This window comes from Acrocarpospora macrocephala (genome assembly GCF_009687865.1).
Lineage (GTDB): Bacteria > Actinomycetota > Actinomycetes > Streptosporangiales > Streptosporangiaceae > Acrocarpospora > Acrocarpospora macrocephala.
The window spans coordinates 11,588-25,869 of record NZ_BLAE01000090.1; the positions used below are offsets into that span (position 1 = coordinate 11,588).

The following is a 14,282-nucleotide window of genomic DNA, read 5'->3' on the forward strand; positions in this document are numbered from 1 at the left end:
TACCCTTCGCGGATCGCCGTCCACAGGGGGAGGCTTCGTCCACAGGGCCGGTCCAGAAATCACAGCCGGGCTTTTCGCGGTGTAGGTTGCCAGGCACGGACCGTTGTGCTCACTGAGATTTATTAAGGGGTTGGCGTTGAGCTTCCGGAGCCCCGGAGCCGGTCGGGCGATGCGCTTGCCCCGCCGGCCGCGACTGCTCATTCCCGTCGCGATCACCCTCGTGGTGCTCGTGGTGGCACTGTTCATCTTCGCCGGGATCTACACCGATTACCTGTGGTTCGACTCGGTCGACTTCACGCCTGTTTTCTCCACCATGCTGCTCACGCAGATCCTGCTGTTCCTGGCGGGGGCTGTGCTGATGGTCGGCATCGTGGGTGGAAATATGGTGCTCTCCCACCGGATGCGGCCCATGTTCGGGCCCGGCATGTTCGGCAACGCCCAGGGCGCCGATCGTTACCGGCTGGCCGTCGATCCGCACCGCAAGCTGGTCTTCCTGATCGGCATGGCCATCCTCGGCCTGTTCGCCGGCTCCTCCACGGCCGGGCAGTGGCGCACCTGGCTGCTGTTCCAGAACGCCACCCCGTTCGGGCCCGGGCAGACCGACGCCGAGTTCGGATTGGATCTGTCGTTCTTCATGTTCACCTATCCGTTCCTGCGGATGGTGCTGAACTTCCTGTTCACCGCCGTGATCCTGTCGATCATCGCGGCCGCGCTGGTGCACTACCTCTACGGCGGGTTCCGGATCCAGACCCCCGGTGGCGTGCACGCCTCCCGGGCGGCCCGCTCGCACCTGTCCGTCCTGCTCGGCGTCTTCGTGCTGCTCAAGGCGGGGGCCTACTGGCTTGATCGGTATGGTCTGGTCTTCTCCGACCGGGGCAAGGTCTTCGGGGCGTCGTTCACCGACATCAACGCGGTGCTGCCCGCCAAGGGCATCCTGGCGATCATCTCGCTGATCTGCGCCGGGCTGTTCTTCGCCGGGGTGATCCGGCCGGGCGGCATGCTGCCCGGGGTGGCGCTGGGCCTGCTCGTGCTGTCGGCCGTGCTGATCGGCGGCGTCTACCCGGCGCTGGTCGAGCAGTTCCAGGTCAAGCCCAACCAGCAGGCCAAGGAGCAGGAATACATCAAGCGCAACATAGACGCGACGCGTAAGGCGTATGGGGTCGATACCGCCGTCGTGACGCAATACGACGCGAAGACCACCGCGTCGGAGTCCGTGCTGCAGAGCGAGTCGGCGGCCATTCCGGGCATGCGCCTGCTCGACCCCAGCCTGCTGTCCCCGACCTACCAGCAGAAGCAGCAGATCAGGGGTTACTACCAGTTCCCCGAGCAGCTCGACATCGACCGTTACCCGACGCCGGACGGCAAGTTCCGCGACACCGTGGTGGCCGTCCGCGAGATGGGCCTGCCGCCCAACGAGCAGCGCAACTGGATCAACGACCACCTCGTCTACACCCACGGCTTCGGCGTCGTCGCCGCGCCCGGCAACGCGGTGGACGGCAGCGGCGTGCCCAACTTCAGCGAGAAGGACATCCCGCCGACCGGCAACCTGGGCAAATACGAGCCACGGGTGTATTTCGGGGAGAGCTCGCCCGAATACTCCATCGTCGGCGGCCCCAACAGCACCAACCCCGTCGAGCTGGACTACCCCGAGCAGGGCGGCAGCGGCCAGAAGAACAACACCTACACCGGCCGGGGCGGCGTCCCCATCGGCGGCGTCTTCACCCGCTTCCTCTACGCGCTGAAGTACGGCGAGACCAACCTGCTGCTCAACTCCAACATCAACGAGGACTCGCGGATCATGTACATCCGCAAGCCGATCGAGCGCATCCAGCAGGTCGCGCCGTTCCTCACCCTGGACCGGGATCCGTATCCGGCCGTGGTCGGCGGGCGGATCGTGTGGATCGTGGACGCGTACACGACCTCGGACGCGTACCCGTATTCCGAGCCCAAGAGCCTCGAAGAGCTCACCACCGACATCTCCACCTCGCGCCTGGCCGTGCCGCAGGTGCCGCGGGACATCATCAACTACATGCGCAACTCGGTGAAGGCGACCGTGGACGCCTACGACGGCACCGTCACCCTCTACGAGTGGGACTCCAAGGACCCGGTCCTGAAGACCTGGCAGAAGGCGTTCGGCGGGATCATCAAGCCGACCGCGCAGATCTCCGCCGAACTGCGCAACCACCTGCGCTACCCGGCCGACCTGTTCAAGGCCCAGCGCGAGATCCTCACCCAGTACCACGTCACCAACGCCAACGCCTTCTTCAGCGGCCAGGACTTCTGGAAGGTCCCCGAGGACCCGGCCACCAAGAAGAGCAAGCAGCCGCCGTACTACGTGACCATGAAGATGCCCGGCAGCACCGAACGGTTCTCGCTGACCACCACGTTCGTGCCCAACGGCCGCCAGAACATGGCCGCCTTCATGGCCGTCGACGCGACCGCGGGCGCCGACGCGAAGCTGCAGATCCTGCAACTCCCCAGCAATACCGCCATCCAGGGTCCACCACAGGCGCAGAACACGTTCCTGTCCAACACCACGGTCTCGCAACAGCTGAACCTGCTGCGCGGCACCGGCGGCGCCACCGAGGTGCTGTACGGCAACCTGCTCACCCTCCCCTTCGGCGGCGGCCTGCTCTACGTCGAGCCGGTCTACGTCCAGCCGAAGGAGGAGACCTCGGGCCGCTTCCCGACGCTGCAGAAGGTCCTGGTGCTGTACGGCGAGAAGGTGGGCTTCGGCAACAACCTCGAAGACGCCCTGAAACAGGTGTTCGGCGGGGCTACCATCACGCCTTCCACGAATCAGCCGGAGACCACCACCCCCGAGCAGACGGAGAACACCACTCCCCAGGCCGCGACCCTGGCTCAGACCGTCGACAAGGCCAAGAAGGCCTATGACGACGCCCAGGCGGCCCTGACCGCCAACCCGCCCAACTGGGCCGCGTACGGAACCGCACAGGCGGCACTGAAGGCGGCGCTGGAGGAACTGGCCGCCCTCCAGAGCGCCGCGCCGACAACACCCGCGTCCGCCTCACCGTCACCATCACCTTCGGCCTCACCGAGCTCGTCTCCGGCGGCCGCGGCTTCGGGTGGGCCGTGACACATCGACCGAGTCCTGGCGTCTCAGCGTGAGCCGGCGGACCTGATGCCAAACGGGACCCCCGCATCGACTTCGGTGCGGGGGTTTCCTATTCGGTTTGCTTAGCCTCCCGGCTGTGGATAGAGTTAAGTCACACACCAACGCGGGGTGGAGCAGTTCGGTAGCTCGCTGGGCTCATAACCCAGAGGTCGCAGGTTCAAATCCTGTCCCCGCTACTCATATGTGAAGGGCCCTGGTCATCGACCAGGGCCCTTCATCGTTCCCAGGGCCTCGGGGGATCACCGGGAGATCCCGAGGCGGCTCCCCGGAGGCTTGCCTGCTGGCTGGGCTCGACATGGAACTGCTCGAGCGGCGCAGCTGAGTTGAAACCCTGCGACCCCTTCTGGGGCACGTCGGGCATGGGATCCAGAGGCGTGACGGACGTGAGGGTTCAGGGGAATGTCGGGCGCGAGGGCCAGGGGCATGTCGGACACGAGAGTTCAGGAGGCATGTCGGGCGCAAGGACCAGGGGCACGTCGGGTGTGAGAGTTCAGGGGGAATGTCGGGCGCGAGGGCCAGGGGCATGTCGGACACGAGAGTTCAGGAGGCATGTCGGGCGCAAAGACCAGGGGCACGTCGGGTGTGAGGGCCAGGGGCACGTCGGGCGTGAGGATTCAGGGGCATGTCGGGTGTGAGAAAGGCCCGGGCCAGAAGGCCCGGGCCTGGGAGGGCTCGGTTAGGCGCGCGCGAGTGCGGCGCGGAGGCGGGCGGACGCACGCTCGGCCTGCCGGCGTGCCTTCTGCACGCTCCTGACTCGGCTGGCGATGCTGTGCTCCGCGGCCTCCTGGTGGAGCCCTCGTATTCGTTCGTCTACCAGATCTTTGTAGATGGTCGAGGCGGCGAGGGTTTGGATGCTCATGGCAGTTCTGCTTTCTGTGGAAGAGCGTGGTCGGGGGGTTAGGCGGCGACGGGAGTCTTGCGGGGACGCCCGCGCGGCCGCTTCCGGGGAACGATGGTTCCCCGCAGGATGAGTTCGCCGCCCCAGACGCCCCACGGCTCCTCGCGCTCCAGCGCGCGGGCCAGGCAGGCCTCTCGGATCGGGCAGCCTCCGCAGAGCGCCTTGGCGAACTCCACGTCCTCCGGAGACTCGGCGAACCACAGGTCGGGCTCGGTACGACAGGGGATCTCGGCTTCGATCAGGTCCATGACCGGGGCCGCCATCTGCGTCACCTTCTTTGGGATTGGTTTGGTCGGATGTCCTCTTCGATGCGGGGATACGTGGCCGGACAAACAAGAAGGCCGCGGATCCGGTGTGCGGATCCGCGGCCTGGAGAGTGGAGACCGGTCAGGTTGTGACTGGTTCTCTCCAGGCATATTGCGGACCCTGCACTCCGCCATTGGCGGTGTGGCTGGTCGGTGCGTCGCCCATCAGGCGGTCCGTGCGGACCGCGACATAGGCGGCGGCGGGGGCGTGGGTGGGCACAAGGGTGGCGCCGTTGAACGCTTCCGGACGGAAGGCCTTCTCCTGGCGCAGTTTCGCTTGCGCAGCACCCGCACGCGCGGTGGCGAGCCACGACGGCGATGACATGCTGATGCTCTCCACTGGGCTCACCTCCACTCGAATGCGATTCGCCGGACAGGACCGTCCGACTTGCTTGAGCATGACCCTAAACGGGAACCCGACAACCGGGCAACCTATTTTCTACCTGGGAATATACGGCTGGCCGAACAGAAACGAGCGGTGCCGCGCCGACCGCGGGCCGATTTCCGCTGACAGCCCAGGTAGTACGGCATCTGCGCAGCTGAGGGCCGATAGCGGACAACTCACACCCCGGTATATAACAGTTCGGCCACGGGCTTCGGCAGCGATAAGCAGAGTCAGGAGGAAGGCGTCCTCATGACGCGACACGTCATCTCGCATGATTGAACCGGCGGCGGGAGCGGTTCCCCATGAAGGACCGGCTGGAACTGCTGGCTGTGCTTGAGCGCTGCCGGCCGGTCACACTGGTGGTCGACGTCGAGCCGTTCGTGGTCGGGTGGAACATACCTGCGGGAGCGTTCTCCGGGAGCGCGGCTAGCTCCCCCGAATCATGCACTCCTGCACCGCAGACACCGCCAGGTCCCCCGCAGGCGTGAACATCTGGCGGCGTGTCAGCCTTCGGGCGTGGCCGGACCAGGGCGGATGCAACGGGAGTAGTCACCTGGCATGCGGCCGGCCTACCCGCCCGGTCATGGGCGAGGCGCCCGGCGGTCCCGCCGCTCTTCTAGTTCTTCCGCGCTCACCGGGATGAGCATCGGCTGCCCGGCCACACCGAACATCGTGACGACGAAGGCGGTTTCCGCGCCCGGGAGGTTGTTCGCGTCCTGGTAGTGGATGACGTCGCCGCCCGGCTCCCAGAACGACTCTCCGGCCTTGACGACCCGCTGGGGTTCGCCTTCCAGCTCGAAGATCATCTCGCCTTTGATCATGTACCCGAACGCGGGACCGGTGTGGCGGTGCGGCGGATTGCCCGCGCTGCCCGGCGGCAGAGTGACCAGGATCGTCATCGCCTCGGCGTTGTCGGGCACCGGTGGCATCGGCACCGACGAGATGAGTTCCAGCTTCGGCGGCGGAGTAGTCGCGTTGGGGTTCTCGAGGTGGTGCGAATGTTCGATACCCATCGGTTCCTGCCTCCTCCGTGGTCGTTCCTGTTGCCAGCCTAGACAAGCGGCGATCCGTGAGTGTCACCAGGTGGTCACAGAGCGCTTATCACCCCTGGCGGCATAGGCCCGGTTGGCGCGGGAGCGCGGTTTCCCCGCGCAGGCGTGGACGGCGAGTCACCGGAGCCTGGCTCGACGACCCGGCGACTGGTTTCCCCGCGCAGGCGGGGTTGGCGACCGTCCCGCCCTTGCCGCGCACGTGGCCGGCTATTCGCCTGCCGTGACCCGGATGATCGTCCTGCCGGGGGTGCGCTGGGCGGGCGCGAACGCGGCGGGCGCCTCGGCGAGCGGCCGTACGGCCCCGATGATCGGGCGGAGCCGGCCGTCCCGGAGCCGCCAGGCCAGGTCCGCGAGCCGGGCGCGGTCGGGTTCGACGATGAAGAAGATCGCCTGCCCGTCGGGGGGCCGGACCGTGGGTGGCGAGGCGATGGTGACCAGCGTGCCGCCGGCGCGCACCAGCGCGGCCGAGCGGTCCAGGATGTCGCCGCCGATCACGTCGAACACCACGTCGACCTGGCCGGCGTCGTCCAGGGGATCGGCCTGCAGGTCGAGGAAGGCGTGCGCGCCGAGACCGAGTGCGGTGTCCCTGTCGCCGGCCCTGCCGGTGCCGATCACTCGGGCGCCCGCCTCGCGCGCGAGCTGCACCGCGAGAGAGCCGACGCTGCCCGCGGCGCCGTGGATCAGGACGGTCTGTCCGGCGGCGAGGCGGCCGTGGTCGAACAGGCCCTGCCATGCGGTCAGTCCTGAAATCGGCAGTGCGGCGGCCACGGTGTGGTCGATGTCGGCCGACAGTGGCGCGAGGTTGCGGGCCTCCACCGCCACGTACTCGGCCAGCGAGCCGTTGCGGGTCCAGTCGGTCAGCCCGAACACCCGCTGGCCGACGGTCAGGCCGGTCGTTCCGTACCCCAGCTCGGCGACGACACCCGACACCTCGTGCCCGGGCACGCTCGGCGTCCGGTCGCGGCCCGCGCGATCGGCCCACGTTCCCGGCCAGTCGAGCTCTCCGCGGGTGAACCCGGCAGCATGCACCCGTACGATGACGTCGTTCTCGGCGGCGTGGGGGTAGGGCTCCTCCGTCAGGGAAAGCCCGGCCAGACCGGCGGCGCGGTCTCGGACGGTGATGGCTCGCATGGTGGGTCCTGAGAGATCGCGTGCGTGTTCGGCCAGTTCAGAGCTAGCTTACGCGGATCATGCACTCCTGCACGACGGACACAGCGAACTCTCCAGCGGGCGTGAACATCTGGCCCTGGGCGAGTCCGCGCGCGCCCCCCGACCAGGGGTCAGCGGCGGTGGAAGACCAGGGCGAGCGAGCGCAGCGCGAGTATGAAGCCGACCAGCAGCATCGCGCCGCCTATCAGCGAGAACAGCCGCACGCCGGGGGCCACCGTCGGGCCCGCGTCCGCCACCATGAGCACGATCGCGCCCAGCGTCGCCGTGGCGGCGAGTATGGCGATCACCACCTGGTGCACGAGGCCGGTCAGGAAGCCGCGGTCGCGCTCGTCCGAAAGCGGCCTGATGTTGATCGAGATCCTGCCGTGCTCCAGGTCCTCGGCCAGCTTGTTGATCCGCCTGGGCAGCCGTTGCAGGAGCGGGAGGTAGGCCGCCATGCGGCTCTCCAGGTCGGCCCGCACCGCCTGGGGCTCGGTGGCCTCGCGCATCATCTCCCTGCCCTGCCGCCTGACCGCGCTCACCACGTCGAGGTCGGAGCTGATCAGGGTGAGGGTGCCGTCGAGTGCGGCCAGCGCGCGGAAGGCGCCCGCGATCTGCGGCGGCACGGCGAAGCCGTACGCGTGGATCAGCTTGAACAGCGCGGCGAACATCCCCGAGCTGCCGCCACTGCCGAAGCCGGCGCGGTAGCGGACGATGAGCTGGCCGACGTCTCGTTCGAGGTCCCGTTCCACCAACCCTTCCGGCCTGTCCAGCATCTCGATGAGAGAGTCGGTGGCGACGATCGCGTCGTTGTTGTCGATGGCCAGCAGCAGCATGCCGAGCGCGTTGCGGGTCGGCTGGTCGAGACGGCCGACCGAGCCGAAGTCGAGCAGGCCGAGACCGCTGTCCGGGGTGATGAGGATGTTGCCGGGGTGCAGGTCGGCGTGGAAGACGCCAGTGCGTACGAGCTGCCTGAGCACCTCGCTGAGCAGGCGTTCGGCGAGGTCCTTCCGGGTGGCGGCGGGCAGGGCCGCCAGCAGCGCGCCCGCGTCGCCGACCGGGGTGCCCTCCAGGCGGTCCATGACGAGGAGCCTGCTGGTGGAGTGCTTGTCGTGGGCGGTGGGCACGCGTACGCCGCCGTCCAGGGTGGCCGCGATGGTGCGCAGGTTGTCGAGCTCGACGGTGTAGTCGAGTTCCTCGTCCAGGGAGGCGGCGAAGCCCTCCGCCAGCCTGGTCACGCGCAGCGACCTGCCCCACGGCGTGGCGCGCTCCAGCCACCGCGCGAGCCTGATGATGATCTCGACGTCGGAGGTGACCTGTTTGCGCGCGCCGGGGCGCTGCACCTTGAGCACGACGGGTGTGCCGTCCAGCAGTTCCGCGGTGTGGACCTGAGCCACCGAGGCGGAGGCGAGCGGATCGGGGTCGACGGAGCGGAAAACCTCGCCGAGCGGCCTGCCGAGTTCCTCCTCGATGGCCTGCTCGATCTGCGGCCACGGCTCGGGCCCGGCCCTGGTCTGCAGGGTGGCGAGCTGGTCGGCGAAGACCTCGGGGACGAGGTCGCGCCTGGTGGAGAGCATCTGGCCGAGTTTGACGAAGGTGACGCCGCCCTCGTTCAGCGCGGCACGCAGTGAGCGGGCGATTGCGCTCTGCCCTTCGCGGGCCTTGCGGCGCCCGCCCAGGTAGCCGCTCAGCCCGTGCTTGGCCGCGATCCGTACGACCTGGGTGTAGCGCCGCGCCCTCTTCCTGCGCGCCTTCCACCCGCGCAGCAGCGCCGGCGGCGAGGGCAGCGTGCCCGTCGGGATGAAGAGTTCGAGCAGGACCAGGACGACCAGGCCCAGCACGAAGACCGATGCCGTGATCAGCGTGGCGATGGCGAAGAGCACCCCGAGCGGAGCGTTGGCCCGGCCGTCGACGTAGATGCCGGTCTGCTCGCTGATGTAGACGACGGCCCACGAGATGGTCGCGCCCGTGAACAGGCCGATGACGATGGAGCGCGGCCAGCCCGCGGGCACGCCCAGTGCCTTCCGGGCGATGACCGCGATGAGCAGCGCGTTCAGGAACGGGGCGACGATGGACAGCAGGTCAGGCATCACGGAACCCGTGTTTCACCTGGTCATCCGAATCATGCACTCCTGCACAACAGACACCGCCAGGTCTCCCGAAGGCGTGAACATCTGGCCCTGGGCGAGGCCGCGTGCGCCTCCCGACCAGGGGGACTCCTGGGCGTAGAGGACCCAGTCGTCGACGCGGAAGCGCTGGTGGAACCACATGGCGTGGTCGAGGGAGGCGCCGGTCACGTTGGAGGCGCCCCAGGCCAGGCCGTGGGCGAGGAGCACGGTGTCGACCAGGGTGAAGTCGGAGGCGTACGCGGCGAGGACGACGTGCAGGAGGGGGTCGTCGGGTAGTTCGGCGTCGTAGCGGAACCAGACGCTGTTCTCGGCGCTGATCAGGCTGGGATCTTTCTGGGCTTCCCAGGTGAGGGCGTTCACGTAGCGGGCGTCGACGGCGCGGGGTTTGCTGAGCCAGTCGCGCCATTCGGGGTTGTCGCCGACGACGGCGCGCATGCGCTCCTGGAAGGGGGCGAGGGTCTCGGGGTCGGGCGCGGCGGGCATGACGACGGCCTGGTGGTGCACGCCGGGCTCGGCGATGTGGAAGGAGACCGACATGGTGAAGATGGCCTTGCCGTGCTGGATGGCCTGCACCCGGCGAGTGGTGAACGAGCGGCCGTCGCGGACGCGTTCGACGTTGTAGACGATCGGGATGGCGGGGTCGCCGGGGCGGATGAAGTAGGCGTGCAGCGAGTGCACGTCGCGCTCGTCCGGCAGGGTACGGCCCGCGGCCACCAGCGCCTGCGCCGCCACCTGCCCGCCGAAGACCCGCTGGATGCGCTCCTCGGGGGATCTCCCCCGGAAGATGTCCAGCTCGATCTGCTCCAGGTCGAGCAGGTCGAGCACTTCCTTGAGCGCCGAGTTCACACGTCCTCCCCGACCTTCCTGCACAGTTCCAGCACGGCTTGACCGTATCGGTCCAGTTTTACCCTGCCGATACCGGCGATCGAGAGTAGGGCTTCCTCGGTGGTGGGAACCCGCTCGGCGATGGCCTGGAGCGTGACGTCGGTGAAGATCACGTAGGTGGGGACTTTGGTCTCCTTGGCCATGGTGGCCCGCCAGGACTTGAGGCCTTCCAGGAGTGCTTCGTCGTAGTGGGCGGGGCAGGTCGCGCAGCGCCCGAGCTTCTGTTCTGCGGCCAGGGCGAGGGTACGGCCGCAGACGCGGCAGCCGACGGGCGTGGCCATGGTGCGCCGAGGCGCCGCCGGTTGTTCGGGGCGGGGGGCGGGAGCCGTACGGGGTGAGAGGCCTTCGAGGAAGCGGGACGGGCGGCGGGCGCGGCGGGCGCCGGGGGTGCGGGCGAGGGCCCAGGAGATGTGCAGGTGCTCGCGGGCGCGGGTGACGCCGACGTAGAGCAGCCGGCGTTCCTCTTCGATCTGTTCGGGGGTCTCGGCATAGATGATCGGGAGCATGCCGTCGGTGGCCCCGACCAGGAAGACGGCATCCCATTCGAGGCCTTTGGCGGCGTGCAGGGACGCCAAGGTGACACCTTCCTGCGGCGGCGCGTGCTGCTCGGCCGCCCGGCGTTCGAGTTCGGCGACGAAGCCGGGGAGCTCGGTCCCGGTGGCCGCCATGTCCTCGGCGAGTTCTGCGAGGGCGTTCAGCGACTCCCATTTGGCCCGTGCGGTCCCCCCGGCGGGCGGCTCATGAGATAGGCCGATCCCGGCCAGAATCGCGTGTACGGCGGGCGCCAGCGGCTCCGCGTCGTTGGCCGAGCGGGCGGCCCCGCGCAGCAGCACGACGGCCTGCCGGACTTCGGGGCGCTCGAAGAACCGTTCGGCGCCGCGCAGCAGGTAGGGCACCCCGGCGTCGGTGAACGCCTGCTCGTACGCCTCCGACTGGGCGTTGATCCGGAACAGCACGGCGATCTCGCGGGTGGGCACCCCGTCGGCCATCAGCTTCTTGACGGTGAGCGCGACCCCGAGCGCTTCGGCGGGCTCGTCGTCGTACTCCGCGAAGACGGGCTGCGGCCCGGGGGGACGCTGCGCGACGAGGTCGAGCCGGTGCACCGACTTGCTCATGATCCGGTTGGCGAGGGTGACCACCTCGGGGGTGGAGCGGTAGTCGCGGACGAGGCGGATCACCTGCGCGCCGGGATGTTCCACCGCGAAGTTGGTCAGATAGTGCGGAGTCGCCCCGGTGAAGGAGTAGATGGTCTGGTTCGGGTCGCCGACCACGCACAGGTCGTCCCGGCCGCCCAGCCAGGTGTCCAGGAGCAGCTTCTGCAGCGGGTTGACGTCCTGGTACTCGTCGACGACGAAATACCGGTACTGGGAGCGGATCTGGGCGGCCACCTCGCGGTGTTCGGTCATCACGGCGGCGGTGAGTTCGAGGATGGTCTCGAAGTCGACGAGGTGGCGCGTTCTGCGCAGGTTCTCGTAGCCCTCGTAGAGGCGGGCCAGCTGGTCGGGCGGGACGGGCGTGCTGCGGCGGGCCTTGGCGGCGGCGGCCGGGTAGTCCTCGGGGCCGATTTGGGTGACCTTGGCCCATTCGATCTCGCTGGCCACGTCGCGGAGCTCGGCGCGGTCGGGGGTGCGGCGCAGCTGCCGGGCGGCCTCGATCAGCAGCGGGAGCTTGGACTCCACCACCTGGGGCGGGTCGCCGCCGATGACGCGCGGCCAGAAGTAGCTGAGCTGGCGGAGCGCGGCCGCGTGGAAGGTCCTGGCCTGCACGCCGGGCGCGCCCAGCCGGCGCAGGCGCTGTTTGAGCTCGCCCGCCGCGCGGGTGGTGAAGGTGACCGCGAGCACGCTCTGCGGATCGACGCCGCCGGATCGCACCGCATGCGCGATCCGGTGGGTTATCGCCCGGGTTTTCCCAGTTCCGGCCCCCGCGAGCACGCACACCGGTCCGCGCACCGCCAGGGCGACCTCACGCTGTTCCGGATCGAGACCCTCCAGAACGTCCAAATAGGGCTCCCCAACGTGCGGATGACCGGATCTGCTGGCATCATCCTTCCAGCAGCCGACCAAGTGTGTCTCAAGACCGGGTCAGCCACAGGCAAACAGGAACCGCTCGCGGGAGGAACGAGGACCTTGAGGAAAGTCTTTGGTTTCGGTGCGCTCGCGCTGGCCGCGATCATTCTCTCCTCGCCCGGGCCGGCGTCCGCGACGCCCGTCGGGGGTGATCCCACGCCGAGTCCCACCGCGACGCCCCCCGCCTCGGTGGAGGACCGCGCCACTTTCTCGTACGGCAAGCATGTCCGCCAGCGCATGGACATCTGGTGGCGCAAGGACGGCGTCGTCCGCCCGGCCGTGTTCGTGATCCACGGCGGGTGGTGGTCCGGTGGCGACAAGAAGTACATGACCGAGGTGAGCCGGAGCTACTTCCAGCTCGGCTACGTGGTGGTCAACATCAACTACCGGCTGGCGCAGGACGCGGCCTGGCCGGCCCAGCGGACCGACGCGCTCGACTCGATCGCCACCGTCCGGCGGCACGCCGCCCAGTTCAACATGGACCCGGATCGGTACGCGTTGATCGGCTTCTCGGCCGGGGGCCACATCGGGGCGGCGGTCGGCACGTATGGGGACGGGGTTCCCGGGTTGCGCGGCGTGGTCGGCATCTCGCCGGTGGTCTCGCCGCGGACGGCGTTCGAGGACGGCGACGAGGGCGCGGATCACGAGCAGCGCAAGTTGCGCAAGGCGACCATCGCGCTGGCGGGCGGCTGCGACCCGACCGAGTGCCCGCGGATCTGGTCGAGCATGGAGGTGCCGCTGCACGCCACCCCGCAGGACGCGCCGATGCTGAGCGTGCACTCGACCGACGAGTTCGTGCCGCCGTACCAGAGTGAGATGTTGAAGCAGGCGCTGAACGAGGTCGGGGTGGCGATGAACATCCGGGCGGTTCCGGGCGTCCAGCACAGCAGCCCGCTCTACCGGGAGCCGGGCGTGGCGGAGTCGGTGCAGTCGTGGATCATCGCGCGGCTGGCCCGCTGACGATCACCGGGAACATGAACGATCCTCGCTGTGTTGCCAATGTCGGCCTAAGGAAAGGGACGAACATGGCGCTCACGGTTTACACCACCACTTGGTGTGGCCCCTGCAAGCGGCTCAAGAGCCAGTTGACCCGGGAAGGCATCTCCTACCGGGAGGTCGACATCGAGCGGGAAGCGGACGCGGCCGAGTTCGTGATGAGCGTCAACAACGGGAACCGTACCGTCCCGACCGTGGTTTTTCCGGACGGGACGGCGTTCACCAATCCGTCGGTCATCGAGGTGAAGGCCCGGTTAGGGCTGTAGTTACCAGTCGCCGCTGAGCGTGTCGCCGTACCAGGTCTCGATCAGCCGGCGGGCGATCGAGACCGGGGGCGGCAGGCGCAGGTCGCCGCTTTCCAGGGCGGCGAGGAGTTCGGCGCGGGTGAACCAGCGGGCTTCGGCGATCTCTTCGGGGTCGCGGGTGAGTTCGGTGGTGGCGGCGCGGGCGAAGAAGCCGAGCATGAGGCTGCGCGGGAACGGCCAGGGCTGGCTGCCGAGGTAGCGCGGGGCTTTGACGGTGACGCCCACCTCTTCGAGGACTTCCCTGATGACGGCCTGTTCGAGGGATTCGCCTGGTTCGACGAATCCGGCGAGCACCGACATGCGGCCTTCCGGCCACTGCGGGCTGCGGGCGAGCAGGATGCGATCGTCGTCGTCGTAAACGGCCATGATCACCGCGGGGTCGACCCGGGGGAAGTGCTGGCTGCCGTCCTGCGGGCAGGTGCGGACGTGCCCGCCCGCGGTTATCTCGGTACGGCTACCGCATTGCGGGCAGAACTCGTGGGTGCCGTGCCAGGCCTCCAGGGCGACCGCGTAGACGAGCAGACCGGCGTCCCGGTCGCCGAGCAGCGCCCCCGCCTGCCGCAACCCCGCCACCTCCGCGCCGGATATTTCCGGAAGTTCGGTGTCAACGGCGAAATAGGCGATGCTCGCGGCGTCCACGCCGAGCAGGTATCGCTGGCCCTGCGGGGCCTGGCCCGGCGGGAAAAGGATCAGGTCCGCGCCCTGCTCGTGCCGCCTGACCAGGGTTTCTCCCTTGCGGACCAGCATCACTCGGGTCCTGTCTTCGGCCCAGGCACGTTCCAGCCAAGCGGTGTCCTGGCGCAGCACCGCGGACCGGTCGATCGTGCTACGCGCCAGGAGTAGTGGGCCGAGTAGGCCCTCAGAGATCTCCACAGGCTTTATCCTTCCTCATCTCGGCATCCACAATGGACCAGGGTCCACGGATTCCCCGCACGCCACTGAGTGATCGACTACGATGGCCGAGTTAGGTAAGCCT

12 protein-coding genes and 1 tRNA gene are annotated in these 14,282 nt (G+C 68.6%); 4 read left to right on the forward strand and 9 right to left on the reverse strand.

The genetic code is table 11. From position 1 onward, the window contains the following. Positions 1–169 precede the first annotated feature (169 nt). Positions 170–3,097, forward strand: coding sequence for a UPF0182 family membrane protein (locus tag Amac_RS47990; protein ID WP_155361127.1), 2,928 nt, complete (start codon positions 170–172; stop codon positions 3,095–3,097). A 141-nt stretch (positions 3,098–3,238) separates the two neighbouring features. Continuing rightward, positions 3,239–3,312: transfer RNA gene (locus Amac_RS47995), tRNA-Met, on the forward strand. Between the two features lie 500 nt (positions 3,313–3,812). Here Amac_RS47995 and Amac_RS48000 read toward each other — a convergent pair. From Amac_RS48000 to Amac_RS48035, 8 genes are all read right to left on the reverse strand, one after another. Further along, a complete protein-coding gene (locus Amac_RS48000; RefSeq protein WP_155361128.1) occupies positions 3,813–3,995 on the reverse strand; it encodes a hypothetical protein in 183 nt (60 codons plus the stop codon). A gap of 38 nt (positions 3,996–4,033) precedes the next feature. After that, positions 4,034–4,297: a WhiB family transcriptional regulator gene (locus tag Amac_RS48005; RefSeq protein ID WP_155341624.1), complete on the reverse strand. Its 264-nt coding sequence runs from the start codon at positions 4,295–4,297 to the stop codon at positions 4,034–4,036. A gap of 124 nt (positions 4,298–4,421) precedes the next feature. Continuing rightward, positions 4,422–4,679: a hypothetical protein gene (locus tag Amac_RS48010; RefSeq protein WP_155361129.1), complete on the reverse strand. Its 258-nt coding sequence runs from the start codon at positions 4,677–4,679 to the stop codon at positions 4,422–4,424. Between the two features lie 626 nt (positions 4,680–5,305). After that, entirely contained in the window at positions 5,306–5,737 is a 432-nt protein-coding gene (locus Amac_RS48015; RefSeq protein ID WP_155361130.1) for a cupin domain-containing protein, read from the reverse strand. Between the two features lie 246 nt (positions 5,738–5,983). After that, positions 5,984–6,907, reverse strand: coding sequence for an NADP-dependent oxidoreductase (locus Amac_RS48020; protein ID WP_155361131.1), 924 nt, complete (start codon positions 6,905–6,907; stop codon positions 5,984–5,986). Positions 6,908–7,056: 149 nt separating this feature from the next. After that, a complete protein-coding gene (locus Amac_RS48025) occupies positions 7,057–9,015 on the reverse strand; it encodes an ABC1 kinase family protein (RefSeq protein WP_155361132.1) in 1,959 nt (652 codons plus the stop codon). A 15-nt stretch (positions 9,016–9,030) separates the two neighbouring features. Next, on the reverse strand, positions 9,031–9,900 hold the full coding sequence (locus Amac_RS48030; protein WP_155361133.1) for an acyl-CoA thioesterase: 870 nt from the start codon (positions 9,898–9,900) through the stop codon (positions 9,031–9,033). Then, the gene (locus Amac_RS48035) at positions 9,897–11,939 is read right to left on the reverse strand and encodes an ATP-dependent DNA helicase UvrD2 (protein ID WP_155361134.1); all 2,043 of its coding nucleotides are present in this window, start codon (positions 11,937–11,939) and stop codon (positions 9,897–9,899) included. The genes Amac_RS48030 and Amac_RS48035 overlap by 4 nt, the downstream gene beginning before the upstream one ends. A gap of 126 nt (positions 11,940–12,065) precedes the next feature. Between Amac_RS48035 and Amac_RS48040 the strand changes: the two genes are divergently transcribed. Further along, positions 12,066–12,965, forward strand: coding sequence for an alpha/beta hydrolase (locus Amac_RS48040; RefSeq protein ID WP_246269173.1), 900 nt, complete (start codon positions 12,066–12,068; stop codon positions 12,963–12,965). Between the two features lie 65 nt (positions 12,966–13,030). Then, complete coding sequence (locus Amac_RS48045; RefSeq protein WP_155351149.1) at positions 13,031–13,267, forward strand: mycoredoxin; 237 nt, start codon at positions 13,031–13,033, stop codon at positions 13,265–13,267. Here Amac_RS48045 and nudC read toward each other — a convergent pair whose 3' ends face one another. Then, complete coding sequence (nudC, locus tag Amac_RS48050; protein ID WP_155361136.1) at positions 13,268–14,179, reverse strand: NAD(+) diphosphatase; 912 nt, start codon at positions 14,177–14,179, stop codon at positions 13,268–13,270. It lies immediately after the preceding gene. Positions 14,180–14,282 lie beyond the last annotated feature (103 nt).